At 60.3% G+C, this 26,768-nt stretch carries 29 protein-coding genes; 9 read left to right on the top strand and 20 right to left on the bottom strand.

Going from position 1 to position 26,768, the window contains the following annotated elements:
• From pheT to thrS, 6 genes are all read right to left on the bottom strand, one after another.
• Positions 1-2,379 carry a phenylalanine--tRNA ligase subunit beta gene (pheT, locus tag J3P86_RS09605; protein ID WP_434700061.1) on the bottom strand — a complete coding sequence of 793 codons (2,379 nt, stop codon included), beginning with the start codon at positions 2,377-2,379 and terminating at the stop codon, positions 1-3.
• Between the two features lie 36 nt (positions 2,380-2,415).
• Complete coding sequence (pheS, locus tag J3P86_RS09600) at positions 2,416-3,432, bottom strand: phenylalanine--tRNA ligase subunit alpha (protein ID WP_003203624.1); 1,017 nt, start codon at positions 3,430-3,432, stop codon at positions 2,416-2,418.
• A 109-nt stretch (positions 3,433-3,541) separates the two neighbouring features.
• Entirely contained in the window at positions 3,542-3,898 is a 357-nt protein-coding gene (gene rplT / locus J3P86_RS09595; RefSeq protein ID WP_002553161.1) for a 50S ribosomal protein L20, read from the bottom strand.
• A 30-nt stretch (positions 3,899-3,928) separates the two neighbouring features.
• A complete protein-coding gene (gene rpmI, locus J3P86_RS09590; RefSeq protein ID WP_002553160.1) occupies positions 3,929-4,123 on the bottom strand; it encodes a 50S ribosomal protein L35 in 195 nt (64 codons plus the stop codon).
• Between the two features lie 60 nt (positions 4,124-4,183).
• A complete protein-coding gene (infC, locus tag J3P86_RS09585) occupies positions 4,184-4,735 on the bottom strand; it encodes a translation initiation factor IF-3 (RefSeq protein WP_169432615.1) in 552 nt (183 codons plus the stop codon).
• On the bottom strand, positions 4,735-6,657 hold the full coding sequence (gene thrS, locus J3P86_RS09580; protein WP_434700060.1) for a threonine--tRNA ligase: 1,923 nt from the start codon (positions 6,655-6,657) through the stop codon (positions 4,735-4,737). The genes infC and thrS overlap by 1 nt, the downstream gene beginning before the upstream one ends.
• 373 nt (positions 6,658-7,030) lie before the next feature.
• Between thrS and J3P86_RS09575 the strand changes: the two genes are divergently transcribed.
• Together J3P86_RS09575 and J3P86_RS09570 are read left to right on the top strand one after the other, a co-directional pair.
• The gene (locus J3P86_RS09575; protein WP_434700059.1) at positions 7,031-7,333 is read left to right on the top strand and encodes a hypothetical protein; all 303 of its coding nucleotides are present in this window, start codon (positions 7,031-7,033) and stop codon (positions 7,331-7,333) included.
• 289 nt (positions 7,334-7,622) lie between these two features.
• Positions 7,623-7,835, top strand: coding sequence for a cold-shock protein (locus tag J3P86_RS09570; protein WP_003179963.1), 213 nt, complete (start codon positions 7,623-7,625; stop codon positions 7,833-7,835).
• A gap of 68 nt (positions 7,836-7,903) precedes the next feature.
• Here the strand turns inward: J3P86_RS09570 and J3P86_RS09565 are convergent, their stop codons facing one another.
• A complete protein-coding gene (locus J3P86_RS09565) occupies positions 7,904-8,218 on the bottom strand; it encodes an I78 family peptidase inhibitor (protein WP_434569076.1) in 315 nt (104 codons plus the stop codon).
• A 162-nt stretch (positions 8,219-8,380) separates the two neighbouring features.
• Complete coding sequence (locus J3P86_RS09560; protein WP_434569077.1) at positions 8,381-8,686, bottom strand: hypothetical protein; 306 nt, start codon at positions 8,684-8,686, stop codon at positions 8,381-8,383.
• A gap of 130 nt (positions 8,687-8,816) precedes the next feature.
• On the opposite strand from J3P86_RS09560, the gene J3P86_RS09555 reads away from it, so the two are divergent.
• Positions 8,817-9,014 carry a hypothetical protein gene (locus tag J3P86_RS09555; RefSeq protein ID WP_305495666.1) on the top strand — a complete coding sequence of 66 codons (198 nt, stop codon included), beginning with the start codon at positions 8,817-8,819 and terminating at the stop codon, positions 9,012-9,014.
• A 41-nt stretch (positions 9,015-9,055) separates the two neighbouring features.
• On the opposite strand, the gene J3P86_RS09550 is transcribed toward J3P86_RS09555, so the two are convergent.
• The 8 genes from J3P86_RS09550 to J3P86_RS09515 all read right to left on the bottom strand — a co-directional run bounded on the left by J3P86_RS09550 (position 9,056) and on the right by J3P86_RS09515 (position 16,598).
• A complete protein-coding gene (locus J3P86_RS09550; protein WP_434700057.1) occupies positions 9,056-10,084 on the bottom strand; it encodes a nucleoside hydrolase in 1,029 nt (342 codons plus the stop codon).
• Between the two features lie 28 nt (positions 10,085-10,112).
• The gene (rbsD, locus tag J3P86_RS09545) at positions 10,113-10,517 is read right to left on the bottom strand and encodes a D-ribose pyranase (RefSeq protein ID WP_434569080.1); all 405 of its coding nucleotides are present in this window, start codon (positions 10,515-10,517) and stop codon (positions 10,113-10,115) included.
• Positions 10,514-11,428, bottom strand: a complete 915-nt coding sequence (gene rbsK, locus J3P86_RS09540; RefSeq protein ID WP_434695229.1) for a ribokinase — start codon at positions 11,426-11,428, stop codon at positions 10,514-10,516. Before rbsK ends, rbsD begins: the two co-directional genes overlap by 4 nt.
• Before the next feature lie 23 nt (positions 11,429-11,451).
• Positions 11,452-12,471 carry a LacI family DNA-binding transcriptional regulator gene (locus tag J3P86_RS09535; protein ID WP_305495672.1) on the bottom strand — a complete coding sequence of 340 codons (1,020 nt, stop codon included), beginning with the start codon at positions 12,469-12,471 and terminating at the stop codon, positions 11,452-11,454.
• A gap of 3 nt (positions 12,472-12,474) precedes the next feature.
• Positions 12,475-13,452 (bottom strand): ABC transporter permease, encoded by a 978-nt coding sequence (locus J3P86_RS09530; protein ID WP_305495674.1) that lies wholly within the window; start codon positions 13,450-13,452, stop codon positions 12,475-12,477.
• Positions 13,449-15,002 (bottom strand): sugar ABC transporter ATP-binding protein, encoded by a 1,554-nt coding sequence (locus J3P86_RS09525; RefSeq protein ID WP_434624790.1) that lies wholly within the window; start codon positions 15,000-15,002, stop codon positions 13,449-13,451. The genes J3P86_RS09530 and J3P86_RS09525 overlap by 4 nt, the downstream gene beginning before the upstream one ends.
• 55 nt (positions 15,003-15,057) lie before the next feature.
• The gene (locus J3P86_RS09520) at positions 15,058-16,017 is read right to left on the bottom strand and encodes a sugar ABC transporter substrate-binding protein (protein ID WP_434569083.1); all 960 of its coding nucleotides are present in this window, start codon (positions 16,015-16,017) and stop codon (positions 15,058-15,060) included.
• Between the two features lie 134 nt (positions 16,018-16,151).
• Entirely contained in the window at positions 16,152-16,598 is a 447-nt protein-coding gene (locus J3P86_RS09515; RefSeq protein ID WP_434700056.1) for a hypothetical protein, read from the bottom strand.
• A gap of 326 nt (positions 16,599-16,924) precedes the next feature.
• Between J3P86_RS09515 and J3P86_RS09510 the strand changes: the two genes are divergently transcribed.
• From J3P86_RS09510 to J3P86_RS09500, 3 genes are all read left to right on the top strand, one after another.
• Positions 16,925-18,013, top strand: a complete 1,089-nt coding sequence (locus J3P86_RS09510) for an asparaginase (RefSeq protein ID WP_434652891.1) — start codon at positions 16,925-16,927, stop codon at positions 18,011-18,013.
• A gap of 160 nt (positions 18,014-18,173) precedes the next feature.
• Positions 18,174-18,473, top strand: coding sequence for a DUF1654 domain-containing protein (locus J3P86_RS09505; protein WP_434569086.1), 300 nt, complete (start codon positions 18,174-18,176; stop codon positions 18,471-18,473).
• Between the two features lie 5 nt (positions 18,474-18,478).
• Positions 18,479-19,168 (top strand): endonuclease, encoded by a 690-nt coding sequence (locus tag J3P86_RS09500; protein WP_434569087.1) that lies wholly within the window; start codon positions 18,479-18,481, stop codon positions 19,166-19,168.
• A 135-nt stretch (positions 19,169-19,303) separates the two neighbouring features.
• Here J3P86_RS09500 and J3P86_RS09495 read toward each other — a convergent pair whose 3' ends face one another.
• Complete coding sequence (locus J3P86_RS09495; protein WP_434700054.1) at positions 19,304-19,669, bottom strand: SPOR domain-containing protein; 366 nt, start codon at positions 19,667-19,669, stop codon at positions 19,304-19,306.
• A gap of 247 nt (positions 19,670-19,916) precedes the next feature.
• Here J3P86_RS09495 and csrA point away from each other — a divergent pair, with 247 nt between their 5' ends.
• Positions 19,917-20,111 (top strand): carbon storage regulator CsrA, encoded by a 195-nt coding sequence (csrA, locus tag J3P86_RS09490; protein ID WP_003179932.1) that lies wholly within the window; start codon positions 19,917-19,919, stop codon positions 20,109-20,111.
• A 373-nt stretch (positions 20,112-20,484) separates the two neighbouring features.
• Here csrA and cysS read toward each other — a convergent pair whose 3' ends face one another.
• Together cysS and J3P86_RS09480 are read right to left on the bottom strand one after the other, a co-directional pair.
• Positions 20,485-21,867: a cysteine--tRNA ligase gene (gene cysS / locus J3P86_RS09485; RefSeq protein WP_434700053.1), complete on the bottom strand. Its 1,383-nt coding sequence runs from the start codon at positions 21,865-21,867 to the stop codon at positions 20,485-20,487.
• A gap of 21 nt (positions 21,868-21,888) precedes the next feature.
• Positions 21,889-23,586 carry a glutamine--tRNA ligase/YqeY domain fusion protein gene (locus J3P86_RS09480; protein ID WP_434700052.1) on the bottom strand — a complete coding sequence of 566 codons (1,698 nt, stop codon included), beginning with the start codon at positions 23,584-23,586 and terminating at the stop codon, positions 21,889-21,891.
• 250 nt (positions 23,587-23,836) lie between these two features.
• On the opposite strand from J3P86_RS09480, the gene J3P86_RS09475 reads away from it, so the two are divergent.
• The gene (locus J3P86_RS09475; RefSeq protein ID WP_434695235.1) at positions 23,837-24,343 is read left to right on the top strand and encodes a peptidylprolyl isomerase; all 507 of its coding nucleotides are present in this window, start codon (positions 23,837-23,839) and stop codon (positions 24,341-24,343) included.
• Complete coding sequence (locus J3P86_RS09470) at positions 24,340-25,107, top strand: UDP-2,3-diacylglucosamine diphosphatase (RefSeq protein ID WP_434700050.1); 768 nt, start codon at positions 24,340-24,342, stop codon at positions 25,105-25,107. The genes J3P86_RS09475 and J3P86_RS09470 overlap by 4 nt, the downstream gene beginning before the upstream one ends.
• 109 nt (positions 25,108-25,216) lie before the next feature.
• Here the strand turns inward: J3P86_RS09470 and J3P86_RS09465 are convergent, their stop codons facing one another.
• Entirely contained in the window at positions 25,217-26,746 is a 1,530-nt protein-coding gene (locus tag J3P86_RS09465) for a DHA2 family efflux MFS transporter permease subunit (protein WP_434700048.1), read from the bottom strand.
• Positions 26,747-26,768 lie beyond the last annotated feature (22 nt).

Here is a 26,768-nt window from a genome sequence, read left to right as displayed (position 1 = left end):
TCACTTCCTTAACGTGGCGTTCAACCTGTGTTCGAGCGAGGTGAGGATATTCTGCGTTGCGGTATTCACCTCATCGTCGTTAAGAGTGCGCGATGGATGCTGCCAGGTCAAGCCGACTGCAAGGCTTTTTCTATGCGGATCAATGCCTTTACCCTGATACACGTCAAATAGCCTGAGGTCCGTCAGCCATTCGCCTGCATTTTCACGGATTACTGCCAGTACGTCGCTGGATGCGACGCTGACATCGGCCACCAGGGCAAGGTCACGACGCACTTCAGGAAAGCGCGACAACTCCTGGAATTTCGGCATTTTTCCTTGGGCGACTTCGGCCAGCACCAGCTCGAAAACGAAGACCGGACGATCGAGGCCCAGGGTCTTCGACAATTCAGGGTGAATCGCCCCGACATAACCGACTTCGCGCCCGTCTCGCTCGATGCGTGCGGTTTGGCCCGGGTGCAGCGCCGGATGCTTGCCCGGCACAAAGGTGAACGCGTCTAGCGCGCCGGCGAAGCCCAGCACCGCTTCCACGTCAGCTTTTACGTCGAAGAAATCAACAACATCGCGACCTTGCGCCCAGCCTTCCGGCAGGCGGCTGCCACAGACGACACCGGCCAGCATCGGCTCTTGCTTCAAGCCGTCCAGTTGCCCAACGAAGCGCAGGCCACTTTCGAACAGACGCACGCGGTCCTGCTGGCGGTTCAGGTTGTGCTGCAACGACTTGACCAGGCCCGGCCACAAGGACGAACGCATGGCCGCCATGTCGTTGGAGATCGGGTTGGCCAGCAGCAGCGGCTCGACACCCGGGCTGAACAGCTCGAACTGGCGCGGATCGATGAAGCTGTAGGTGATCGCTTCCTGATAACCACGGGCCACCAGCAGGCGGCGCAGTTCCGGCAGCTCGCTGCGCGCCTCAGCCTTGGCCTGTGGAGCCAGACGGGCTTGCGGGTAGCGAACCGGCAGACGGTTGTAGCCGTACAGGCGGGCCAGTTCTTCGATCAGGTCGACTTCCAGGCTGATATCGAAGCGGTGGCTCGGCACTTCAACCTGCCACTGTCCTTCCCCATCGGCGCGGATGCCCAGGCCCAGGGCGCTAAGCAGGCGCTCGACTTCGGCCGAGTCCATTTCCATGCCCAGCATCTGGGTGATGCGTTGGGCACGCAGGGTCACCGGCGCGATCTTCGGCAAATGCTGCTCGTTGACCGTCTCGATGATCGGGCCGGCTTCGCCACCGGTGATTTCCAGCAGCAGGCCAGTGGCGCGCTCCATGGCTTCACGGGCCAGCTGCCAATCCACGCCACGCTCGTAGCGGTGCGAGGCGTCGGTGTGCAGGCCGTAGGAACGGGCCTTGCCAGCGACAGCGATCTGGTCGAAGAACGCGCTTTCGAGGAACACATCACGGGTCGTCTTCGAGACGCCACTGTGCTCGCCGCCCATCACGCCGGCAATCGCCAGGGCGCGGGTGTGGTCGGCGATCACAAGTGTGTCGCTGCGAAGGGTCACTTCCTGGCCGTCGAGCAGTACCAGCTTCTCGCCTTCGTCGGCCATGCGCACGCGGATGCCGCCGTTGATTTCAGCCAGGTCGAACGCGTGCAGCGGCTGGCCCAGTTCGAGCATCACATAGTTGGTGATGTCGACGGCCGCGTCGATGCTGCGCACGTCGGCGCGCCGCAGGCGCTCGACCATCCACAGCGGGGTCGGCTTCGATAGGTCGACGTTGCGGATCACACGACCCAGGTAACGCGGGCATGCGGCCGGCGCGAGAACTTCAACCGGCCGCACTTCATCATGCACCGCCGGAACGACCGCGACCGCAGGGCGGGTGACCGGAGCGTCATACAAGGCGCCCACTTCGCGCGCCAGACCGGCGAGGGACAGGCAGTCGCCACGGTTCGGCGTCAGGTCGACTTCGATGCTGGCATCGTCCAGGCCCAGGTATTCACGAATGTCCTGGCCAACCGGTGCGTCGGCTGGCAGTTCCATCAGGCCGTCATTACCTTCGCCGATCTGCAGTTCGGCCTGGGAGCACAACATGCCGTTGGATTCGACGCCGCGCAGCTTGGCTTTCTTGATCTTGAAGTCGCCCGGCAGCTCGGCGCCGATCATGGCGAACGGAATCTTCAGGCCCGGGCGCACGTTGGGCGCGCCGCAGACGACCTGGAAGGTCTCCGTGCCATTGTTGACCTGGCAAACCCGCAGTTTATCGGCGTCCGGGTGCTGCTCGGTGCTCAGCACCTCGCCCACGACCACACCGCTGAACTCACCGGCGGCCGGCGTCACGCTATCGACCTCAAGGCCGGCCATCGACAGGCGAGCAACCAGCTCGTCCTGGCTTACCTGCGGGCTTACCCAGCCGCGCAGCCATTGTTCACTGAATTTCATCCTGCTCCCCTTAATAAATTCGTTACCGACTGCGACCTAGCGAAATTGCGCAAGGAATCGCAAGTCGTTGTCGAAGAACAGGCGCAAGTCATTCACACCGTAACGCAGCATGGCCAGGCGCTCGACGCCCATGCCGAAGGCAAAGCCGGAGAACTCTTCCGGATCGATCCCGGACATGCGCAGCACGTTCGGATGAACCATGCCGCAGCCCATGACTTCCAGCCAGCCGGTCTGTTTGCAGACGCGGCAGCCTTTGCCGCTGCACATCACGCATTCCATGTCGACTTCAGCCGATGGCTCGGTGAACGGGAAGTACGAAGGGCGGAAACGCACGGCCAGTTCTTTTTCGAAGAACACCCGCAGGAACTCTTCGATAGTGCCTTTCAGGTCGGCGAAATTGATGTCGCGATCCACCAGCAGGCCTTCAACCTGATGGAACATCGGCGAGTGGGTGATATCGGAGTCGCTGCGGTACACACGGCCCGGGCAGACGATGCGGATCGGCGGTTGTTGCGATTCCATGGTGCGGACCTGTACGGGCGAGGTATGGGTGCGCAACAGCATGTTCGCATTGAAATAGAAGGTGTCATGCATCGACCGGGCCGGGTGATGGCCTGGGATGTTGAGCGCTTCGAAATTATGGTAGTCGTCTTCGACCTCAGGGCCTTCGGCGATGCCATAGCCGATATGGGTGAAGAACTGCTCGATGCGCTCCAGGGTACGGGTCACCGGATGCAGGCCACCGGAAGTCTGGCCACGGCCAGGCAGGGTCACGTCGATGGACTCGGCGGCGAGCTTGGCAGCCAGATCCGCCTCCTCGAACAACGCCTTGCGCGCATTGAGGACCTCTGTGACACGCTCCTTGGCGACGTTGATCAGCGCACCGACCTGCGGACGCTCTTCAGCCGGCAGGTTCCCCAGGGTCTTCATCACCTGAGTCAACTCGCCTTTCTTGCCAAGGTAGTGAACCCGGATTTGCTCCAGGGCATTGATATCTTCAGCGCTTTGCACAGCCTCTAGTGCTTGAGCGACCAGCGCGTCCAGGTTTTCCATGTACAGACTCCAGATACAAAATAGGGGAAGAGCTTTAAGGCTCTTCCCCTATTTAAGACGTTTGACACCTGGGCCCACAGAGGTGAGCCCTGGTGACTGCCGGGGGTACTTAAGCCAAGGTGGCTTTAGCTTTCTCGACAATCGCAGCAAACGCCGCTTTTTCGTTCACTGCCAGATCAGCCAGAACCTTACGGTCGATCTCGATGGACGCTTTTTTCAGGCCAGCGATGAAACGGCTGTAAGACAGACCGTTAACACGAGCACCAGCATTGATACGAGCGATCCACAGAGCGCGGAACTGACGTTTTTTCTGACGACGGTCACGGTAGGCGTATTGGCCTGCCTTGATTACCGCTTGCTTGGCAACACGGAATACGCGGGAACGCGCGCCGTAGTAGCCTTTAGCAAGTTTCAGAATTTTTTTGTGACGCTTACGGGCAATGACGCCACGCTTTACACGAGCCATGAGTTACTTCCTCTATTCTTGATCCAAAAATTAACGAAGGCGCAGCATGCGCTCGACTTTTGCCACGTCAGACGGATGCAGCAAGCTGCTACCGCGCAGTTGACGCTTACGCTTGGTCGACATTTTGGTCAGGATGTGGCTCTTGAAAGCGTGCTTGTGCTTGATACCGTTAGCAGTTTTCAGAAACCGCTTAGCAGCACCACTTTTAGTCTTCATCTTTGGCATGTTCGGATACTCCGCATTCAGTTGATAAACATAATCGCAAGGCCTGCCGTGCCCTGGTGATTACTTCTTCTTTTTCGGGGCGATGACCATGATCAGCTGGCGTCCTTCCATCTTAGGATGCTGTTCGACCGAACCGTACTCGAGCAGGTCTTGTTCAACCCGCTTGAGGAGTTCCATCCCCAGCTCCTGGTGGGCCATCTCACGGCCGCGGAATCGCAAGGATACCTTGGCCCTGTCCCCGTCACTCAGGAAACGTACCAGGTTGCGCAGTTTTACCTGGTAATCCCCTTCCTCCGTCCCTGGACGAAACTTGATTTCTTTTACCTGAATCTGCTTCTGGTTTTTCTTCGCCGCGGCAATCTGCTTCTTCTTTTCGAAGATCGACTTGCCGTAGTCCATCACCCGGCAAACGGGTGGGACTGCGTCCGCGGAAATTTCCACCAGATCAAGCTTGGCTTCTTCAGCAATACGAAGCGCTTCATCAATCGAGACGATGCCAATCTGCTCGCCATCAGCGCCAATTAACCGAACCTCGCGTGCCGAGATATTCTCGTTGATCGGGGCTTTCGGTGCAGCTCGTTTATCTTGTCTCATTTCACGCTTAATAATAATTACTCCGAATCTGGGCGACCACGCCGGGAAACCGCTTGCGCGAGAAACTCAGCGAATTCGGCGACGGGCATCGAGCCCAGGTCAGCACCTTCACGAGTACGCACAGCGACAGTCTGCATCTCGACCTCCCGATCTCCAACAACCAAGAGAAAGGGAACCTTGAGCAAAGTATGCTCGCGGATTTTAAAGCCGATCTTTTCATTTCTCAAGTCGGACTTGGCACGAAATCCGCTTTGGTTGAGAGTTTTTTCGACTTCAGCGGCAAAATCTGCCTGTTTATCAGTGATATTCATGATCACTGCCTGGGTCGGCGCCAGCCACGCGGGGAACGCACCCTCGTAGTGTTCGATCAGGATACCGACGAAACGCTCGAAGGAACCGAGGATCGCGCGGTGAAGCATGACCGGGTGCTTGCGGCTGTTGTCTTCGGACACATATTCAGCGCCCAGACGGATCGGCAGGTTAAAATCGAGCTGCAGGGTACCACACTGCCAGACGCGACCAAGGCAATCTTTCAGCGAGAATTCGATCTTCGGACCGTAGAAAGCGCCCTCGCCCGGCTGCAGATCGTACGCAAGGCCCGCGCTGTCGAGCGCAGCGGCCAGGGCTGCTTCGGCGCGATCCCACAGTTCGTCGGAGCCGACGCGTTTTTCCGGACGAGTGGACAGCTTCATCTCGACTTCGGTGAAGCCGAAGTCCCGGTAGACGTCCATGGTCAGCTTGATGAACGCGGCGGATTCGGCCTGCATCTGCTCTTCGGTGCAGAAGATGTGGGCGTCGTCCTGGGTAAAGGCCCGCACGCGCATGATGCCGTGCAGCGCACCCGATGGCTCGTTGCGGTGGCAGGCACCGAACTCGGCCAGGCGCATCGGCAACTCACGGTAGCTTTTCAGACCCTGGTTGAACACCTGCACGTGGCACGGGCAGTTCATCGGCTTGATGGCGTAGTCGCGGTTTTCCGACTGGGTGGTGAACATGTTGTCGGCGTAGTTGGCCCAGTGCCCGGATTTCTCCCACAGGCTGCGGTCAACCACTTGCGGCGTCTTGATCTCCAGGTAGCCGTTTTCGCGCTGGACCTGGCGCATGTATTGCTCAAGCACCTGATACAGCGTCCAGCCATTCGGATGCCAGAACACCATGCCCGGGGATTCTTCCTGGGTGTGGAACAGGCCGAGGCGCTTGCCGATCTTGCGGTGGTCGCGTTTTTCCGCTTCCTCGATGCGCTGGATGTAGGCCGCCAGCTGCTTCTTGTCGGCCCAGGCGGTGCCGTAGACGCGCTGCAACTGTTCGTTCTTCGCATCGCCACGCCAGTAGGCGCCGGACAGCTTGGTCAGCTTGAAGGACTTCAGGAAACGGGTGTTCGGCACGTGCGGGCCGCGGCACATGTCGACGTATTCTTCGTGGTAGTACAGGCCCATGGCCTGCTCGTCCGGCATGTCTTCCACCAGACGCAGCTTGTAGTCCTCGCCACGGGCCTTGAAGACTTCGATGACTTCGGCGCGCGGGGTGACCTTCTTGATGACGTCGTAGTCTTTCTCGATCAGCTGCTGCATGCGCTGTTCGATGGCGGCCATGTCGTCCGGGGTAAAAGGACGCTCGAAGGCGATGTCGTAATAAAAGCCTTCGTCGATGACCGGACCGATGACCATTTTCGCGCTCGGATACAGCTGCTTGACCGCATGGCCAACCAGGTGCGCGCAAGAGTGGCGAATGATCTCCAGCCCCTCTTCGTCCTTGGGCGTGATGATTTGCAGCGTGGCATCGCTGTCGATGACATCGCTGGCGTCGACCAGCTTGCCGTCGACCTTGCCGGCCAGGGTGGCCTTGGCCAGGCCCGCGCCGATGGATGCGGCGACCTCGGCTACGGAAACCGGGTGGTCGAATGAACGTTGACTGCCGTCGGGAAGAGTAATAGTTGGCATGGCGCCTCCTCTCCTAGTGGTGACCCCTACCAAAGGTCACGTGGGTTGGGATGAGCCAGTACAAGATCCAGTCCAGGCCGTTCAATGAAGAACGCCTGCCTTACAGCGGCAGGAGCCTTGCGGCCAACCGGGAAACCGAACCAGAGTGACTGGGATTCAAATCAGGGTTGATCGAACATTTACCGCCGCCGGGGCCTGTTGCCTCCGGAGCCTGAGAAATACCCGAGCCCGGCATCCTAGCACAGATGAACGGTCATCGCCGCGCCTGGATCGAAGCCGGCGTAAACTGACGATTTTTATGCCAGAGTGCTGAACCGAAACGTCCGCAACGCCTCAGATAACAAGACATCGACCCACAAAGGAGCATCCCCGCATGCGTCTGAACACCCTATTGGCAGTAGTCGCCCCCCTCGCCCTGCTGCTTCCGCTGAGTGCCCACGCCGAATGGCCCAAGGGCGAGCGTGAGAAATACATGGCGCAGTGCACTCAAGCGGCGACCCCGCAGATTGGCGCAGCGGCGGCCAAGACCCACTGCGCTTGTGGCGCGGACGCGATCAAATCCTACCCGGCGAGCGATATCCAGGCGCTGATGGACAATAAGGCCACCCCTGAACTGCAGCAGAAAGCGCTCGGTCAGATCGCCAAATGCAAGGCCAATCCACCCGCAAAAAAATGAGTGATCGAGGCCCCAGAGACGGCTCGGAACAGCTGAAAAGGCTAGGATAAGCGGCTTTTTTCAGGATTTATTCAGGTTTTACAGCTTTTTTTATCGTCTTTACGTTCGGCTGAAAGCCTTTGAAACCGGGCCTTCCAGCCGGTTCAGGGGGTAAAGGAAACACGACTGATTGGCAAACAGCTCGTCCGGGGGGCTCCCAAATCGAACATTTCGACTATGATACCCGGGTGTGCCCAGTTGGCCTGAGCAGCACAGTACACTGAAAATATATGTTTCTTGGAGATACACCATGTCTAATCGCCAAACCGGCACCGTTAAATGGTTCAACGATGAAAAAGGCTTCGGCTTCATCACTCCTCAAGGTGGCGGTGACGACCTGTTCGTACACTTCAAAGCTATCGAAAGCGACGGTTTCAAAAGCCTGAAAGAAGGCCAGACCGTTTCCTTCGTAGCTGAGAAAGGCCAAAAGGGTATGCAAGCTGCACAAGTTCGCCCAGAGTAATTTCCCGGCGCGCTAAAAAAACCCCGTCCATGTGACGGGGTTTTTTATGGCCTGCTGGAAACCGCCTGTCAGCCGCAGCTCACCCGATTGACCACCAGCTTGGCATCGGTGTTGAGGTTGAGGCGATCGGAGCGGTACTCAAGCGTGATCATGTCGTTGGGTTTGAGAATCCGGGCATTCTGCGCGCCGGATCGAGCGCGCGCTTGCTCAAGCAACTGCGGCGAAGCCTGCTTGCCGACGGCAAACTCGGCGGCCTTGGCATCGCAGCGGGTATGACCGGCCTCGGCTGCCACGGGATCAGGCGTCGACTCCGACGTGCTACTGCATCCGCTCAAGAACGTGGCGGCCAACAGAATATTCAATGACACGAGCTTCCAAGGCATGAAGCCTCCTTTTTTCGATGGATAGTAGTGAGCGTGCGACAGCCGGGATGACGCTTGGTTTCAACACCGGCGCTATCATTGCGCCCTCACTGGAAAAACCGGCAGTTTGCCCGAGCACGACCGCCAGTCCAGAGCTGAATCGTGACTGAATATGAACGGTGCTCAATAGATATCGATGTAATCGAAGGGTGGGTTCGGCCAGTTGTCCTTCAGCGCGTTATAGATCTGCATGACCCAGACCTCGTCACTTGCCGCGACCCGGCCAACGTAGCCTGACCCTTTCGCCCATGTCTCGAGCCGGAACCGCAGGCCATCGATTTCAGCACCACCCACGATGCCCGAAGACAGATAGGCAATGCCGTCCTTGGTCACTCGCAGTTGGGTATGCTCGTCATCACTGGCAGAAGCCAGCAATTGGCGAACCGAGTCGAGGGTAAGTCCATCTGGTTTGTTCAGGTCGATCTGCATGCCAGGGCTCCTCGAAAAAATCAAACGCCAAGTGTCGCATACCGCACTTCTGATGCCTAAGTCGCACTGCCAAACCCGAAGCAAAAATGCTTAACTCAGCCTACTGATCTCCCAACCTGCGAGCCCGACCATGAGCACCGTCAGCATCGAAGCCACCATCAATGCCAAATGGGCCCAGGGCCACAGCTCATACAGCCCGGGCAGCCCTGAGGAACTGGCAATCATCGGCATCGAGTTGTTGGTGAAAGAGCTCGGGACGCAAGGCGCTCAGAACTTCATCCAGCAGGCGTTCGAACGCTACCCGAGCATTATCGAGACGGTTGACTAGACCACCGCAGGCCGGCGCCTGCGGGGTCGCTGCGAGAGGGTCTACTTGAGGCGGGCCAGCCGCTCGGTCAACAGATCGAAGAACCCCTGCGCATCGCCGTCCTTCACCCAGAAGGCATTCTTGGGCGCCTTGAGGCCGTCGTACCAATCGACGACCGTCTGCCCGAACGTCGGGCCTTCACGACTGTCCACCACCAGATTGACCGAACGCCCGGTAAACAACTGCGGCTTGAGCAGATAGGCGACCACGGTCGCATCATGCACCGGGCCGCCGGTCATGCCGTAGTGCTCCATATCGCCCTTGACGTACTCATTGAGAATATTGCCGACCAGCTTGCTGGCGTTGTTGTTCAGCGCGGCGATCTGCTTGAGGCGTGCCTCGCTGGTGAGGATCTTGTGGGTCACGTCCAGTGGCAGATACGTCAGCTTCAGCCCGCTTTTGGCGACTATCTCTGCCGCCTGGGGATCGGCGTACAGGTTGAACTCCGCCACCGGCGTGATATTGCCGCCGTTGAAATGCGCGCCCCCCATGATCACCACTTCCTTGATGCCCTGGACGATGTCGGGCTCCTGGACCAGCGCCAGGGCCAGGTTGGTCTGCGGGCCCAGCATCGCAATGGTGATGCTGTGTGGCTTGGCGGCCTTGAGCGTGTCGATCAGGTAGCTGACGGCATTGCCCTCGGCCAATCCTTTCTTCGGCTCATGCACCTCGACACCGGACAAACCTTCCTTGCCATGGATGTTTTCGGCGTAGATCGGCGTGCGCATCAACGGCTTCGGGGCACCGGCGTACACCGGAACCTCTTCACGCCCGGCCCACTCGCGAGCCAGGCGCGCGTTGCGGGATGTCTTGTCCAGGCGCACGTTGCCGGCGACGGTGGTCAACGCCCGAATATGCAGCTCTTCGGGGGATGCCAGCGCGAACAACAACGCAACCACGTCATCGGCGCCTGGATCGGTGTCGATGATCAGGTCGATTTTTTCCGCCGCCTGGGCGTTTGTAGCCGTGAGCAATGACAAAAGCAGCAGACTCCGCAACAGTTGATGCATTTTCTGAGCATAGCGGTGCATGGCGCACTCCTTGTGCTGGTGGGAAAACCTAGAACGTGACGCCGGCGATCAGCACCACGTTGCAGTATGGAGAACATTCTCCTGTGCGAATGATTGCCCTCGCCTCTCGGCTGAGCGTCTTGAATTGCTCGTGGCTGACCAGCTCCCGCGTACCCAGCGCGCCTTCGGCATGCAGCGCCTGCAACGTGGCCAGGGCCGACGGTTGTTTATCGAGGATTTCCTGAGCCAACACATGGCGCTCGACCTGCATCTCGCTGAGCACCACTTTCAAGGTACTGACGAAATCCGGAACCCCATGGGTCAGCGCCAGGTCGATCAACTCGACGTGGGGCGGCACCGGCAGGCCGGCGTCACCGATGACCACTTTGTCGCCATGACCGAGGGAGGCGATCAATCGCGACAGGGCGATGTTCAACAGAGGAGTTTTTTTCATGCTTCGAACGCCTGTACTTCCTGCAGGGTTGGAATGGAAGGCTGAGCGCCCGCGCGGGTGACCGACAGTGCAGCGGCGACCTGGCCGAAACGAATAGCCTCGACCTCATTCTTGCCGCTGGCCAGGGCCGCGGCAAACCCGCCGACAAACGTGTCGCCCGCTGCCGTGGTGTCCACTGCCTTGACCCGCGGCGCCGGGAAATGTTCGAAGCTCGAACCGTTGGCGAACATCAGCCCTTGGGCCCCCAGGGTCACGATCACCTTGCCGGCACCGGCGGCGATCAACTGGGTCGCGGCGGCTTCGGCGTTTTCCAGGGACTCCACCGCCAGGCCGCTGAGGATCGCCGCTTCACTTTCGTTGGGAATCAGGTAATCGACGCAGGCGTACCAGTCGGCGGGCAATGCCCGAGAAGCGGGCGCCGGATTGAGGATGACGGTCTTGCCGAGTTCACGACCACGCTTGAGTGCATGGCCGACGGTGGCATCCGGCACTTCAAGCTGGCAGATGATGACCTCGGCGCTTTGCAGCACCGCGTCGAAACTGTCGAGCACAGCCGGCGTCAGCTCACCGTTGGCGCCGGCGACGATCACGATCGCATTCTGGCTGTTGTCATCGACCACGATCAGCGCCACGCCGCTGGAACCCTCGACAACGCTGACGGCCTGGCAATCAATGCCTTCGGCCACCAGCGCACCGCGCAATTGCTGACCGTAGGCGTCACCGCCGACGCAACCGACCATGGACACTTGCGCCCCGAGGCGCGCGGCAGCCACCGCCTGGTTGGCGCCCTTGCCGCCGGGGATGGTCGAAAACGATTCCCCGATCAGCGTTTCACCGCCACGGGGCAGACGTGGCGCACGCGTCACCAGGTCCATGTTCAGGCTGCCTATTACCACTACTTTTGCTGGCATACATCATTACTCGTCAATTCGGTTCAGCGGTATTGGGCGAATGTACCGGACAGCGGTGCAGTCGATTCTCGCAAGACAATGCTGGGCGTCACGATCCGCTGGTCGGTGGCAAGCGTCGGCGTGGCGATCCGGCGTAGCAGCACTTCGGCCGCCATCTCGCCGAGCTGCAGGATCGACTGCCCCACCGTGGTCAGCGCCGGGTAGACGTAACGGCTCATCTGGATGTCGTCGAAGCCGATGATCGACAGCTCGCCGGGCACCCGCACGTTGCGTTCGGCGGCGGCGCGCAGCGCCCCGATGCCGATCATATCGTTGGCGGCGAAGATCGCGCTGGGCGGCTGCTGCTCAAGCAGTTGCGCCGCCGCGCGATAGCCACCGGTACTGGTGAAATCGCTTTCGAGCATGCGCTCTACGGGCAATTCGATCCCCGCCTCTTTCAGCGCACGGCAGTAACCCGCCAGGCGCATCTGCGCCACGCTGGTGTCCGCCGGCCCACCGATAAAGGCAATGTCGCGGTGCCCCAGCTCCAGCAGGTGCCGGGTCGCCAGGTACGCGCCATATTCGTGGTCGATACGCACCAGGTCGGCGTCCACCCCATCGAGCCCGCGGTCGACGATCACCATGGGCGTGCGCACGTTGGCCAAGCCCTCGGCCAGGCCGACATCGCCGCCGGCCGACGCCACGATCAAGCCGTCGATGCGTTTTTCCAACAGCACCCGCAGGTAACTGCGCTGCTTGTCCGGGTTGTCGTCGGAATTGCACAGGATCACGCAATAGCCATTGCGCTCGCAGTAATCCTCGATCCCACGGGCCAGTTCGGCGAAGTACGGGTTGAGGCTGTTGGGCACCAGCAGGCCGATAGTCGCTGTGGTCTTGGCCTTGAGTGAACGCGCCACCGCGCTGGGCACGTAGTCCAATCGCTCGATGGCCGCCTCGACTTTGCGTCGCACCTCGTCACTGACCGGTCGCGTCTTGTTCACCACGTGGGACACCGTCGTGTAGGAGATCCCCGCGAGCGCCGCCACATCCTTGATCGTTGCCATGCTTCAAGCCCGCCGACTGGCGCGCTGGCTGCGGTACGTATCGAGCACCACCGCCACCACGATCACCGCACCGGTAATGATCCTTTTGGTCGGCTCGGTCGCGCCGATCTGGGCCAGGCCCGCCGCCAGCACCGAAATGATCAGCACGCCGAAGAAGGTACTGATGACCGAGCCGCGCCCGCCCATCAGGCTCGTACCGCCGATGACCACCGCGGCGATGACTTGCAGCTCAAGCCCTGAACCGGCGTTGGGATCTGCCGCCTCCAGGCGCGAAATCTGGAACAGCGCGGCGACACCGGCCAGCAGCCCCATGAGGCTGAACACCAGGATCTTGTAGGGTTTGGGATTGATGCCGGCCAGGCGCACAGCCTCTTCGTTGGTGCCGATGCCGATCAGGTAGCGACCGAACACGGTACGGGTCAGCACGGCCTGGGCAATGAAAATCACCAGCAAGGCAATGATGAACGAAGGGGAAATACCGAAGGCGATCGGGTTGGACAGCCAGGCGAAGGAGTCGCCGATATAGGCGGTCCGCGAGCCGGTCATCTGGTACGCCAGGCCACGGGCCATTTCCAGCACGCCCAGCGAGACGATGAACGACGGGATGCGCCACGCTACGGTAATCGAACCGGTCACCGTCCCGGCCAGCGCCGCCACGGCCATGCCGAGCAAGGCCGACGGCCAGACGCTCCAGCCCCAGCCGAGCACCGCCACGCTGACCGTCGAGGCAGCCAGCGCCAGCACCGAGCCCACCGACAGGTCGATGCCGCCGATGATCAGGATGAACGTCATGCCGACCGCCAGTACCATCAAATCCGGAATCTGGTTGGCAAGGGTGCTGAAGGTGTCATAGGAAAGAAAGTGGCTGCTCAGGACCGAGAACAGCGCGACCATGGCCAGCAAGGCGCCGGCCAGGCCCAGGTAGGTGCCAAGGCCATAAAAGTTGCCATTCGATTTGCCGACGGCAGGAGCGGTTTTCATGAGAGTTCCCTAGGCGCTGCTTCGTTGAGCAACGCATCACGTTTCTGGTAGCCGGCGAACGCGGCGGCAAGCAAGTCATCCTGGGTCCAGCTGTCGCGCTCGAAGGTGTCGATCAGGCGCCCGGCGGACAGCACGCCGATCCGGTCGCAGATCAGCATCAGTTCCCGCAGGTCACTGGACACCACGACCAGCGCCTTGCCCTGGCGAGTCAACTCACCGAGCAGCGCATAAATGTCGAATTTGGCGCCGACGTCGATGCCCCGGGTCGGCTCGTCGAACAGCAATACCGAGCAATCGCGTTCGAGCCAGCGGCCGATCACGACCTTCTGCTGGTTACCGCCGGACAGCTCCGACACCAACTGCGTCGGGCTGGAGCTGCGGATGCGCATGGCATCGATCTGCCGCTGCGCCAGCGAGAGTTCCTCGCTGCCGTTGACGAAACCGCCACTGGAAATCTCCGGCATGTTGCCCAAGGCAATATTGGCCGCGATGGATTGGGTCAGCAGCAAGCCTTCGCCCTTGCGATCCTCGGTAATCAAGGCGATGCCATGAGCTACCGCGTCGGACGGCGAGCGAATGCTCACCACCTGCGCCGGTGAACCCAGCGCCACCGTGCCGCTGTCGGCCGCATCGGCGCCGAAGATCAGCCGCAGCAGCTCGGTGCGCCCCGCCCCGATCAGGCCGGAAATACCGAAGATTTCGCCACTGCGCACTTCAAAGGACACATCGCGAACCTTGTCGGAACGGCTCAGGCCCTTGACCGTCAGTGCCGGTGCGCCGATCTGGCGCGGGCCCAGGTCGATGTGCTCGCCCAGCTCGCGACCGACCATCAGCGTCACCAGTTGCTCGCTGTTGTAGTTGGCCATCGGCTCGACGCAGACCAGGTTGCCGTCGCGCAACACCGCAATGCGCTGGGCCACCCGCGCCAGTTCTTCGAGGCGATGGGAAATGTAGATGATCGACACGCCGCGGGCTTGCAGACGGGTAATCTGTTCGAAAAGCATCTCGACTTCACGGGCCGTCAGCATGGCGGTCGGTTCGTCGAGGATCAGCACATGGCAATCGCCGATCAGGTTGCGGGCGATCTCGACCATCTGTTGGTGACCGATCCCCAGCTCACCGACCAGCGTGTCAGGATCGATGGCATCCAGCCCCACCTGGGCCATGGCCTCGACTGCCGCCTTGCGCAATTGCTTGCGGCTGATCCAGCCAGCGTGGCTGGGCAGGTTGTCGAGGAACAGGTTTTCAGCCACGGAAAGGGTCGGCAGCAGGTTGAGCTCCTGCATCACCATGCGCACGCCCAACGATTCAGCCTGGGTCCGGCTGCCGGGACGGTAATCCTGCCCCTGGAATTGCATCTGCCCGGTTGTCGGCGTGACCAGCCCGCCGATGATCTTGGACAAGGTACTTTTGCCGGCGCCATTTTCGCCGGTCAGCGCCAGCACTTCACCGCGCATCAACGTCAGGGTGATATCGCTCAGTACCGGCTGCGCATAGGTCTTGCCGATACCGCTGACGCAAAGGACAGCGTTCGGATCACGAACGGACATAACAAACTCTCCAATGCGCCCGCCCGGACGGGCGAGCGCCGTTGTGTCGCCAGGGTTACGGCTTGGTCACCAGCTCGACCGGAGTTTCGATGACGCCGTTGGTGCCGCTGTCGACTTTTTCGCCCTTGAGCATCTTCAGCGCGGTTTCGATGCCGAACACTGCCTGCCTGGCAGCGAACTGGTCGGCTGTCGCCAGGACGCGACCGTCCTTGAGCATCGGCTTGATGGCGTTGATGTTGTCGTAGCCGACCACTTGCACCTTGCCCGCCTTGCCAGCGGCGCGCACGGCCGAGACCGCACCGACCGCCATGCTGTCGTTGCCGGCCAGCAATGCCTTGATGTTCGGATATTCGCTGAGCATCGACGCGGCAACCTGGTTGCCCTTGTTGATTTCCCAGTCACCGGATTGCAGGGAGACGACTTTGATCTGCGCCGCCTCCATCGCATCCTTGAAGCCTGCGGTGCGCGCCTGGGCGTTGGTGGTGGTCGACACGCCTTCGATGATGCCGACCTCGTCACCGGCCTTGAGCTGCTTGGCCAGGTATTCACCTACCAGGCGGGCGCCCTTGCGGTTGTCCGGACCTACGAACGGCACGTTGATGTTCTTGCTCTTGACCACGGCCGGATCGAGCTGGTTATCGATGTTGATCACCGTGATGCCGGCATCCACGGCTTTCTTGATCACCGGCACCATAGCCTTGGAGTCGGCCGGCGCGATGATCAGCGCATCGACCTTGGACACGATCATCTGCTCGACGATGCGAATCTGGTTGGCGGTGTCGGTTTCATCCTTGATCCCGTTGGAGATCAGGTCGAACTCGGCGGAGTGTTCCTTCTGATAAGCCTTGGCGCCATCTTCCATGGTCAGGAAGAATTCGTTGGCCAGGGATTTCATGACCAGGGCGACCTTGGGTTTTTCGGTGGTCTGGGCGAGCGCCGAGGAGAATGGCAGCGCTGCGGATGCGGCCGCGAGCATGGCGACGGCGAGAAGGCGTCCAGCGAATGGCAGCTTCATGGGTTCACTCCGATTTTATGATTATTGTGAGCAAAATCGTCGCACGACAGCCGCGCAAACGTTTGCGTGGAATGAACTATGGTAAAGCATCAGGGTTTTGTCAACGTTGCGGTTTCATCCGCAACGTTGAAACGTCAAGCGGTGGTATTCACCAGCGCCCCCGAACCCGAATCCTTGGCCAGTTCCTTGATCAGGTTGCCGGTGACCTGTTGCAGCGCGCCGGTGGTATCGGCGATTTGCCCTTGGATAGCCATGATAGCGGTCGTCTTGGCTTCGGGCGTTGGATAGGCACGCGTCTGTGCAGCGGCAAGTTGTTGCTGCTGCTCCCGCAATTGCTGCTGGAGTTCCTGCATTCGCTTGAGCAGCACTTGCATAGCGATACTTTGCGTACTGCTGCTTTTCTCGGTCTTGCCCTCGGCTTCGGTCGCCAGGTTCGCACGGACCGTGCCGGTTTCCTGCGTTTCGCCAAGCGCCTCATCAGCCGCGTCGGCGCTCGCCTCCCTCAGGGCATTCAGTGTGGAGATGGATCTACCACCGATGGTGATGGTCGCGGCATTGGGAAAGCCGATGGAAAAGGACATGTCTCGCTCCGTGAATGAATTCCTACAAAGGCATCGTCCGTCAGAGCTTTTTCTTTAGCGCTTCAGACCTTTCTTTCAGCCCTTTCCCTTTCGGGTAACCGAACAGTAAACACTCGCGACATTCGGAAACCCGTCCCCAGACTGCTCGCCCGGGCCCCTCACTCAATACACATCGTTTTGGATATCAACGTCTTAGGCCCTGATCAGCGGCGCCGACCGGGCTGGTACGGATCATGCTCCTCCAGCTGTGTTCCCGGCATTCAGGTCTGCCGGAACATCTAGATGAATCCTCATGACTAGATTCCTCATGACTAGAGAGAAAAATAATGACATCTGCTTTCAAGACTCTTGTTCCGGGCGCCTTGGCCCTTCTGCTCCTGCTGCCCGGCGCGCTCCAGGCAAAAGAAACCCAAACCGAGCAAAAGCTCGCCAACGTCGTCATCCTCGCCACCGGCGGCACCATCGCCGGCGCGGGCGCCAGCTCGGCCAACAGCGCCACTTACCAGGCGGCGAAGGTGGGCATCGAACAACTGATCGCCGGCGTGCCCGAGCTCAGCCGACTGGCCAATGTGCGTGGCGAACAGGTCATGCAAATCGCCTCGGAAAGCATCACCAACGACAATCTGCTGCAGCTGGGCCGGCGCGTCGCCGAGCTCGCCGACAGCAATGACGTCGATGGCATTGTCATCACCCATGGCACCGACACGCTGGAAGAAACCGCGTACTTCCTCAACCTGGTGGAAAAGACCGAAAAACCGATCATCGTCGTCGGCTCGATGCGTCCCGGCACCGCGATGTCGGCCGATGGCATGCTCAATCTCTACAATGCCGTGGCCGTGGCCAGCAGCAAGGAAGCACGGGGCAAGGGCGTGCTGGTGACCATGAACGATGAAATCCAGTCCGGTCGCGATGTCAGCAAGATGATCAACATCAAGACTGAAGCCTTCAAGAGCCCATGGGGCCCGCTGGGCATGGTAGTGGAAGGCAAATCCTACTGGTTCCGCCTGCCGGCCAAGCGTCACACCCTGGACTCGGAATTCGACATCAAGACCATCAAGAGCCTGCCGGACGTGGAAATCGCCTACTCCTACGGCAACGTCAGCGACACGGCTTACAAGGCCCTCGCCCAGTCCGGCGCCAAGGCGATCATTCATGCCGGCACTGGCAACGGTTCGGTGTCGTCGCGGGTTGTGCCTTCGTTGCAGGCCTTGCGCAAGGAAGGCGTGCAGATCATTCGTTCGTCCCACGCCAACGCCGGCGGTTTCGTGCTGCGCAACGCCGAACAGCCTGACGATAAATACGACTGGGTCGTGGCCCACGACTTGAATCCGCAGAAGGCGCGCATCCTGGCCATGGTCGCCCTGACCAAGACTCAGGACAGCAAGGAATTGCAGCGGATATTCTGGGAATACTGATACTCACGCCCAGCCGTTTCCGGTCGGGCTGTTTCGCCACCTGCTTCCTACAAGCAGGTGGCGCTTCGCCTACACACCCGCTAAAAAAACGTATTTCTCCTACACCAAAGTCGGAAAAGTGTTGTCAGACGATTTTCTTGAATTTTAAGCAGTTGCGTAATTGCCTACGGTTAAATACTGTATGCCCGTACAGCTTAATAAGGATAATCCTGTGGCAACGCCTCTCGCTGCAACTACCCCCTTAGATTCCTACACACGACTCGGCCTGCGCGTCTCGAAAATCATCAATTCGCCCACCGCGCAAAAGGCCAAGGCCGCGCTGATCTTCCGCCTGCCCGACGAGCCGATCGACGAGTGGGAACGCCTGCTCGAAGAAATCGACGAGAACGACAACGTCACCCTCGCTTATCGCGACGATGGCGGTGTGCAGGTTTTCTGGGTTGTGCCGAAGGAAGATTGAGCCCGATGATTGTTCGCTGTTTAGCTTTATTGCTCGTCTTCGTTGCCACGGGTGCACAGGCTGGTGCGCCGCGCACCTTCAACGAAGCCAAGAAAGTCGCCTGGAAACTCTATGCGCCACAATCCACCGAGTTCTACTGCGGGTGCAAATACACCGGCAACCGGGTGAACCTCGCGGCATGCGGTTATGTACCGCGCAAGAACGCCAATCGCGCCGCCCGCATCGAGTGGGAGCATATTGTCCCGGCCTGGCAGATCGGTCATCAGCGCCAATGCTGGCAACAGGGCGGGCGCAAACAATGCACCCGCTACGACCCGGTCTATCAAAGGGCCGAGGCGGATCTGCATAACCTGGTGCCGAGCATTGGCGAGGTGAACGGTGATCGCAGCAACTTCAGCTTCGGCTGGTTGCCGGTGCAGAAAGGCCAGTACGGCTCATGCCTGACTCAGGTGGACTTCAAGGCCAAGAAGGTCATGCCGCGCCCGTCCATTCGGGGAATGATCGCCAGGACGTATTTCTACATGAGCAAACAATACGGTTTGCGCCTCTCCAAACAGGACCGGCGCCTGTATGAGGCCTGGGACAAGACCTACCCGGTGCAGGCCTGGGAACGCCAGCGCAACCAGAGCGTGGCGTGCGTCATGGGTCGCGGGAACGAATTCGTCGGCCCGGTGGACCTGAAGGCCTGCGGCTGACCTGGCATCCGTTAACACACAAAAACGATGTGGGAGCGAGCTTGCTCGCGATAGCGGAGTGACAGACAACAGGTTTATCGACTGATATACCGCTATCGCGAGCAAGCTCGCTCCCACAGGTTCTGTATTGACTGATTATTGAGCCGGCGGGAAGTCCACCACCAAGGCCTCGATGTTGCGTTTCTTCGCACGGACCAGGGCAGCGGTGATCTGCTCCTGCTTCGCTTCGGCTTCAGCCTTGGAGCTTAACGGCCCTACCAGGACGCGGTCCTTGCCGTTTTCCCTGACGACAGTGGACATGAAGCTGTGCTCGATCAGCCATCCGGTCAGATCGCTGACGGCCTGGGGCGTCTGGCCTCGAACCTCGACGGCCCACTGCGGTGCGGCAGCGGCGGCCGGCGTGAAGCTCGCCACGGGCTTGGGCTTGGGTGCCGAGACGTCACGCCCTTCACCGCATCCCGCCAGCGCCAATACCACCAATACCCAAGCCAATTTACGCACAACGATTCCCCCGAAAGACATGAGGCGGGAATTTTAGCACTCACTGTCGCCAAAAACGCCGCAAACGGAGCTCAAAACACGAGAAACCTCTCCGGCGTCTCTGTATAGTCGCACCCTGGGAATTAATGCAGCATCTGCACGTCAGAAAGAGGCACCCATATTGTGACACTTAGCACTAATCTATAAGCAGTACCGACATCTGCACTGTCTGAATCAGGTGCCCTATAAAGCAATCAAGGAGAACACCATGCTGATACTCACCCGCAAAGTCGGTGAAAGCATAAACATTGGTGACGACATCACGATCACCATTCTGGGCGTAAGCGGCCAACAAGTCCGGATCGGCATCAACGCCCCGAAAAACGTTGCGGTGCATCGAGAAGAAATCTATCAGCGTATCCAGGCCGGCCTGACTGCTCCTGACAAGCCACAAACGCCCTGAGCCCCTGCCGCAATCCGCAGCCAGCCCGTTTGCAGCAGCGCAGTGGCTGGCTAAAGATCAGGCCGACCGAGCCTCACCCTGCTCTATCCCGCCTCTGACGTTCCGTTAAAACCGATACTACTGGCATGTCTCACAGCATGGCTGTCAGACGTTTCGTTTTAATGGCGACGAAGCAGGCGTTCGTGACCGGTTCCGGCATGGGGACTGCTGTCAGCGCGAGGGTCGAAGCGACCTGTTCCAGCGTAGACATACAAAAAACTGTGGGAGCGAGCCTGCTCGCGAATGCGGTATATCAGTCAAACCATTGTTGGCTGATATTGCGCTTTCGCGAGCAGGCTCGCTCCCACAGGGGCATTGCAAGGACTGGAAGGACTCAGTCCGCCAACCGCCAGGTCGTCCCGCCCTTGCCGTCTTCGAGCACCACGCCCATGGCGGTGAGCTGGTCGCGGATGCGGTCGGATTCGGCCCAGTCCTTGTTGGCCCGCGCGGTCAGGCGCGCCTGGATCAAGGCCTCGACCTCGGCGGCGTCCACGCGGCCCTCGGCGCCGGCTTGCAGGAAGTCGTCGGCTTCAAGCTGCAACACGCCCAACACGCTGGCCAGTTCCTTCAGCCGCGCTGCCAGGCCCGCCGCCGCATCGAGATCGCTCTCGCGCAGGCGGTTGATCTCACGCACCATCTCGAACAGCACCGCGCAGGCTTCCGGCGTGCCGAAGTCGTCGTTCATCACTTCGGTGAACCGCGCCACGAACGCTTCGCCACCGGCGGGCGCCACGTTCGGCAGGCCCTTGAGTGCGTGGTAGAAACGCTCCAGGGCGCCCTTGGCATCCTTGAGGTTGTCTTCCGAATAGTTGATGGCGCTGCGGTAGTGGCTGGACACCAGCAGGTAACGCACAACTTCCGGGTGATACTTGTCGAGCACGTCGCGGATGGTGAAGAAGTTGTTCAAGGACTTGGACATCTTCTCGCCATTGATGCGGATCATGCCGCAATGCATCCAGGCATTGGCGTAGGTCTTGCCGGTGGCCGCTTCGCTCTGGGCGATTTCGTTTTCGTGGTGCGGGAATTCCAGGTCGCTGCCACCACCATGAATGTCGAAGGTCTCGCCCAGGCAGCAGGTCGACATCACCGAGCATTCGATGTGCCAGCCCGGACGCCCGGCGCCCCACGGTGAATCCCAGCTCGGCTCGCCCGGCTTGGAGCCTTTCCACAGCACGAAGTCCAGCGGATCTTCTTTCGACTCGTCGACCTCGATGCGTGCGCCGATGCGCAAATCTTCGATCTTCTTGCGCGACAGCTTGCCGTAGCCCATGAACTTGGCGACGCGGTAGTACACATCGCCGTTGCCCGGTGCGTAGGCATAGCCCTTGTCGATCAAGGTCTGGATCATCGCCAGCATGCCCGGGATGTGGTCGGTGGCCCGCGGCTCCAGGTCCGGCTTCTGGATGTTGAGGCGCGCCTCGTCCTCGTGCATGGCCTTGATCATGCGCTCGGTCAGCGCATCGAACGCTTCACCGTTCTCGTTGGCCCGATTGATGATCTTGTCGTCGATGTCGGTGATGTTGCGCACATAGGTCAGGTCATAACCGCTGAAGCGCAACCAACGGGTCACCAGGTCGAAGGCGACCATGCTGCGGCCATGGCCGAGGTGGCAATAGTCGTACACGGTCATGCCGCAGACGTACATGCGGACCTTGTTGCCATCCAGCGGCTTGAAGACTTCTTTGCTCTTGGTGAGCGTGTTGTAGATCGTAAGCACAGGGTTTCCCTTAAGACTTGATCACTGACCCCAGGAGTCGCGCAAGGTCACGGTACGGTTGAACACCGGAGCACCGGGTTTCGAGTCCTTGATATCCGCGCAGAAGTAGCCTTCGCGCTCGAACTGGAAACGGTCTTCCGGCTGTGCGTTGCCCAGCGAAGGCTCGGCACGACAACCGGTGAGTACTTGCAGGGAGTCAGGGTTGATGTTGTCCAGGAAACTGGCGCTGTCCTCGGCCTTCTCCGGGTTCGGCGAACGGAACAGGCGATCGTACAGGCGCACTTCGCACTCGACGCTGGCGGCGGCCGGCACCCAGTGGATCACGCCCTTGACCTTGCGGCCTTCCGGGTTCTTGCCCAGGGTGTCGGGATCGTACGAGCAACGCAGCTCGACGATGTTGCCGTCGGCGTCCTTGATCGCCTCGTCGGCGCGGATCACGTAGCTGCCGCGCAAGCGCACTTCGCCGGCCGGCTCCAGGCGCTTGTAGCCTTTGGGTGGCTCTTCCATGAAGTCGTCACGGTCGATATAGATTTCCCGGGCGAACGGCAGGACGCGCACGCCCATGTCTTCTTTCGGGTGGCACGGCAGTTCGAGGTTTTCGACCTGGCCTTCCGGGTAATTGGTGATGACGACTTTGAGCGGACGCAACACGCACATGGCGCGCGGCGCGCTGTGGTCCAAGTCCTCGCGAATGCTGAATTCCAGCATGCCGAAATCGACCACGCCGTCGGAACGGTTGGTGCCGACCATCTCGCAGAAGTTGCGGATCGACTTTGGCGTGTAGCCACGACGGCGGAAACCCGACAGCGTCGACATGCGCGGGTCATCCCAGCCGCTGACGTGCTTCTCGTCCACCAGTTGCTTGAGCTTGCGCTTGCTGGTGATCGTGTAGTTCAGGTTCAGGCGGCTGAATTCATACTGGCGCGGGTTGGCCGGCACCGGCAGATGCTCGAGGAACCACTCGTACAGCGGACGATGGCTTTCGAATTCCAGGGTGCAGATCGAATGCGTGATGCCTTCGATGGCGTCCGACTGGCCATGGGTGAAGTCATAGTTCGGGTAGATGCACCATTTGTCGCCGGTCTGGTGGTGATGAGCGTGACGGATGCGGTACATGATCGGGTCGCGCAGGTTCATGTTCGGCGAGGCCATGTCGATCTTCGCGCGCAGCACACGGGCGCCGTCCGGGAACTCACCGGCGCGCATGCGGGCAAACAGGTCGAGGTTCTCTTCCACGCCGCGGTCACGGAACGGGCTGTTCCTGCCCGGCTCGGTCAGGCTGCCGCGATATTCCTTGGCCTGCTCCGGCGTCAGGTCACACACGTAGGCGTTGCCGGACTTGATCAGTTCCACCGCCCAGTCGTGCAACTGGTCGAAATACTGCGAGGCGTAGCGCACTTCGCCGGCCCATTCGAAGCCCAGCCACTTGACGTCGCTCTTGATCGCGTCGATGTATTCCTGGTCTTCCTTGGCCGGGTTGGTGTCATCGAAACGCAGGTGCGTGACGCCACCGAACTCCTCGGCCAGGCCGAAGTTCACGCAAATGGATTTGGCGTGACCGATGTGCAGGTAGCCGTTGGGCTCCGGCGGAAAACGGGTGACGATCTGCGTGTGCTTACCCGAATCCAGGTCCGCCTGGATGATCGGGCGCAGGAAATTGACCGGCACGGCCGGGCCGGTCTTGGAATTCGAGGTAGGGTCGACAGTGGGCTTGCTCATAGGATCCTTGAACATACAAGTGCGCGGCCGGGTGCGGCCTGATAAATCAAAGCCCGTATCATAGCCGATGCTGTCAAGCACCTGACAGGCCAGGCCGGCAAACGATTGAATTTATTCGACAGCCAGATGAAAAACAGCCTCGAAATTCGCGCATGGCGCGCTAAACTGCCCAGCCTGGCCGATTACAGCCAGACCGGTTGCGGGCGTCCGCACCCCCGAAACCCACGAATTCCTTGAAAGAGTAGTGATCATGACCCAAGTCAAACTGACCACCAACCATGGCGAGATCGTCCTGGAGCTGAACGCCGAGAAGGCACCGATTACCGTTGCCAACTTCGTTGAATACGTCAAGGCCGGCCACTACGAAAACACCGTTTTCCACCGTGTCATCGGCAACTTCATGATCCAGGGCGGCGGTTTCGAACCGGGCATGAAAGAAAAGAAAGACAAGCGCCCGAGCATCCAGAACGAAGCCGACAACGGCCTTTCCAACGACAAATACACCGTTGCCATGGCCCGCACCATGGAGCCGCATTCGGCCTCCGCGCAGTTCTTCATCAACGTCGCCGACAACAGCTTCCTGAACCACAGCGGCAAGAACGTCCAGGGCTGGGGCTACGCCGTATTCGGCAAGGTCACTGCCGGTACCGATGTGGTCGACAAGATCAAAGGCGTCTCCACCACTTCCAAGGCTGGCCACCAGGACGTCCCGGCAGAAGACGTGATCATCGAGAAAGCCGAGATCATCGAGGCGTGATATTGCTGATTTCAGATCTGCATCTGGAAGAGGAGCGCCCGGACATCACCCGGGCGTTTCTGGATTTACTCGCCACACGCGCCCGCTCGGCGCAAGCGTTATACATTCTGGGCGACTTCTTCGAAGCCTGGATCGGCGACGATGCCATGACGCCGTTCCAGCGCTCCATCTGCCAGGCCCTGCGCGAATTGAGCGACAGCGGCACGGCAATTTTCCTGATGCACGGCAACCGCGACTTCATGCTCGGGCAGGCCTTTTGCAAAGCGGCCGGCTGCACCCTGCTCAAGGACCCGACCGTCGTGCAATTCAGCGACGAGCCGGTGCTGCTGATGCACGGCGACAGCCTGTGCACGAGGGATGTCGGCTACATGAAACTGCGGCGCTGGCTGCGCAACCCGGTCACGCTGTTCATCCTGCGCCACCTGCCCTTGGGCAGCCGCCAGAAACTGGCGCGCAAGCTGCGCAGTGAAAGCCGCACGCAGGTGAGGATGAAAGCCAACGACATCGTTGACGTCACGCCAGAAGAGGTCCCACGCGTCATGCAGCACTATGGCGTGAAAACCTTGGTCCACGGCCACACCCACCGCCCCGCCATCCACAAGCTGCAACTGGGCGAACACGCCGCCCGGCGCATCGTGCTGGGAGATTGGGACAAGCAGGGCTGGGCGTTGCAGGTGGATGAGCAGGGCTTTTCGCTGGCGCCGTTCGAGTTGGCCCCGCCGCCACAACTGCCGGCACCCGACACAATCCCCGACTACATATAGATCCCTTGTGGGAGCGAGCCTGCTCGCGAAAGCGCTGTGTCAGTCAAACATCACTGACTGATAATCCGCATTCGCGAGCAGGCTCGCTCCCACAGGGGTTGTGTTTGGTTTAATGACCGCTGGCGGCAGGCCCGGCCTTCGCCGCAAACGGCGGTTTCGCCAGCCACACCAGCAGGATCAACCCCATGAACGCCCAGCCCAGCAGCGTGAAGTAATCCACGGTGGAGAGCATGTACGCCTGGCTGGTGAGGATCTGGTCGAGCTGGGCGTACACCGGCGTGCTCGCCCCGCCGAGCTGGTTGATCGTCTCGCGCGTGGCCGGTTCGAAAGTGCTGATGCTTTCGCTCAGGTAGGCATGGTGCTGGTCGGCGCGGCGGATCCAGATCCAAGTGGTCAGCGACGCGGCAAAACTGCCGCCCAGGGTCCGCAGGAACGTCGCCAGCCCCGCGCCGTCGGCGATCTGCTGGGGCGGCAGGTCCGACATCAGGATGCTCAGGGTCGGCATGAAGAACAGCGCCACGCCGATGCCCATGAACAGCTGCACCAGGGCGATGTGCTGGAAATCCACCTCGTTGGTAAACCCGGCGCGCATGAAGCAACTCAAACCGATCGCCAGGAACGCCAGCCCGGCCAGCAGGCGCAGGTCGAACTTGTGGGCGTATTTGCCAACGAAAGGTGACATCAGCACCGGCAGGATCCCGATGGGCGCAACCGCCAGGCCGGCCCAGGTGGCGGTATAACCCATCTGGGTCTGCAACCACTGCGGCAGGATCAGGTTGATGCCGAAGAATCCGGCATAACCGCCTACCAGCACAATCGTCCCGATGCGAAAGTTGCGATAGGCAAACAGCCGCAGGTTGACCACCGGATGGCGATCGGTCATTTCCCAGATCACGAACACCGCCAGCGCAACGGCCGAAATCAGCGCGCCGACGATGATGAAGTTCGACTCGAACCAATCCAGGTCGTTGCCCTTGTCGAGGATCACCTGCAACGCCCCGACACCGATGATCAGGGTGATCAACCCGACGTAATCCATCGGCTGGCGACTGGTGACCACCGGCCGCGCCTTGAGCTGCTGACGCACCACCAGCACCGCGAAAATCCCGATCGGCACGTTGATGAAGAAAATCCACGGCCAACTGTAGCTGTCGGTGATCCAGCCGCCCAGGATCGGCCCGGCGATCGGCGCCACCACGGTGACCATCGCCAGCAAGGCCAAGGCCATCCCGCGCCTCGCCGGCGGGTACACGGCAATCAGCAAGGTCTGGGTCATCGGATACAGAGGCCCGGCCACCAGGCCCTGAACCACACGAAAACCGATCAGCTCGGGCATCGACGTGGAAATCCCGCAGAGGAACGAGGCCAGGACGAACAGCATCGTTGCCCACAAAAACAGTTTCACCTCGCCAAACCGGCGGCTCAGCCAACCGGTCAGCGGCAGCGCGATCGCATTGCTCACCGCAAACGAGGTAATGACCCAGGTGCCCTGCTCGGAACTGACGCCCAGGTTGCCGGAAATGGTCGGCAAGGCGACGTTGGCGATGGTCGTATCGAGCACCTGCATGAACGTCGCCAGCGACAACCCGATGGTGCTGAGCAACAGGCTGGGCGGCGTGAAGGACGCGTTATTGCTCATTGCGAGAATCCTATGAAGCGGA

The organism is Pseudomonas sp. D1-1 (assembly GCF_051132225.1).
Taxonomy (GTDB): domain Bacteria; phylum Pseudomonadota; class Gammaproteobacteria; order Pseudomonadales; family Pseudomonadaceae; genus Aquipseudomonas.
The sequence above is the reverse complement of the archived record's forward strand: the minus strand, read 5'-3'. Positions and strand labels throughout refer to the sequence as shown.

What these genes read in the sequence shown, in the direction of transcription:
- pheT (WP_434700061.1), bottom strand. Translation starts at nt 2,379, where the DNA reads ATGAAATTCAGTGAACAATGGCTGCGCGGCTGGGTAAGCCCGCAGGTA.
- pheS (WP_003203624.1), bottom strand. Translation starts at nt 3,432, where the DNA reads ATGGAAAACCTGGACGCGCTGGTCGCTCAAGCACTAGAGGCTGTGCAA.
- rplT (WP_002553161.1), bottom strand. Translation starts at nt 3,898, where the DNA reads ATGGCTCGTGTAAAGCGTGGCGTCATTGCCCGTAAGCGTCACAAAAAA.
- rpmI (WP_002553160.1), bottom strand. Translation starts at nt 4,123, where the DNA reads ATGCCAAAGATGAAGACTAAAAGTGGTGCTGCTAAGCGGTTTCTGAAA.
- thrS (WP_434700060.1), bottom strand. Translation starts at nt 6,657, where the DNA reads ATGCCAACTATTACTCTTCCCGACGGCAGTCAACGTTCATTCGACCAC.
- J3P86_RS09575 (WP_434700059.1), top strand. Translation starts at nt 7,031, where the DNA reads ATGCGTCTGAACACCCTATTGGCAGTAGTCGCCCCCCTCGCCCTGCTG.
- J3P86_RS09570 (WP_003179963.1), top strand. Translation starts at nt 7,623, where the DNA reads ATGTCTAATCGCCAAACCGGCACCGTTAAATGGTTCAACGATGAAAAA.
- J3P86_RS09565 (WP_434569076.1), bottom strand. Translation starts at nt 8,218, where the DNA reads ATGCCTTGGAAGCTCGTGTCATTGAATATTCTGTTGGCCGCCACGTTC.
- J3P86_RS09560 (WP_434569077.1), bottom strand. Translation starts at nt 8,686, where the DNA reads ATGCAGATCGACCTGAACAAACCAGATGGACTTACCCTCGACTCGGTT.
- J3P86_RS09555 (WP_305495666.1), top strand. Translation starts at nt 8,817, where the DNA reads ATGAGCACCGTCAGCATCGAAGCCACCATCAATGCCAAATGGGCCCAG.
- J3P86_RS09550 (WP_434700057.1), bottom strand. Translation starts at nt 10,084, where the DNA reads ATGCACCGCTATGCTCAGAAAATGCATCAACTGTTGCGGAGTCTGCTG.
- rbsD (WP_434569080.1), bottom strand. Translation starts at nt 10,517, where the DNA reads ATGAAAAAAACTCCTCTGTTGAACATCGCCCTGTCGCGATTGATCGCC.
- rbsK (WP_434695229.1), bottom strand. Translation starts at nt 11,428, where the DNA reads ATGCCAGCAAAAGTAGTGGTAATAGGCAGCCTGAACATGGACCTGGTG.
- J3P86_RS09535 (WP_305495672.1), bottom strand. Translation starts at nt 12,471, where the DNA reads ATGGCAACGATCAAGGATGTGGCGGCGCTCGCGGGGATCTCCTACACG.
- J3P86_RS09530 (WP_305495674.1), bottom strand. Translation starts at nt 13,452, where the DNA reads ATGAAAACCGCTCCTGCCGTCGGCAAATCGAATGGCAACTTTTATGGC.
- J3P86_RS09525 (WP_434624790.1), bottom strand. Translation starts at nt 15,002, where the DNA reads ATGTCCGTTCGTGATCCGAACGCTGTCCTTTGCGTCAGCGGTATCGGC.
- J3P86_RS09520 (WP_434569083.1), bottom strand. Translation starts at nt 16,017, where the DNA reads ATGAAGCTGCCATTCGCTGGACGCCTTCTCGCCGTCGCCATGCTCGCG.
- J3P86_RS09515 (WP_434700056.1), bottom strand. Translation starts at nt 16,598, where the DNA reads ATGTCCTTTTCCATCGGCTTTCCCAATGCCGCGACCATCACCATCGGT.
- J3P86_RS09510 (WP_434652891.1), top strand. Translation starts at nt 16,925, where the DNA reads ATGACATCTGCTTTCAAGACTCTTGTTCCGGGCGCCTTGGCCCTTCTG.
- J3P86_RS09500 (WP_434569087.1), top strand. Translation starts at nt 18,479, where the DNA reads ATGATTGTTCGCTGTTTAGCTTTATTGCTCGTCTTCGTTGCCACGGGT.
- csrA (WP_003179932.1), top strand. Translation starts at nt 19,917, where the DNA reads ATGCTGATACTCACCCGCAAAGTCGGTGAAAGCATAAACATTGGTGAC.
- J3P86_RS09480 (WP_434700052.1), bottom strand. Translation starts at nt 23,586, where the DNA reads ATGAGCAAGCCCACTGTCGACCCTACCTCGAATTCCAAGACCGGCCCG.
- J3P86_RS09475 (WP_434695235.1), top strand. Translation starts at nt 23,837, where the DNA reads ATGACCCAAGTCAAACTGACCACCAACCATGGCGAGATCGTCCTGGAG.
- J3P86_RS09465 (WP_434700048.1), bottom strand. Translation starts at nt 26,746, where the DNA reads ATGAGCAATAACGCGTCCTTCACGCCGCCCAGCCTGTTGCTCAGCACC.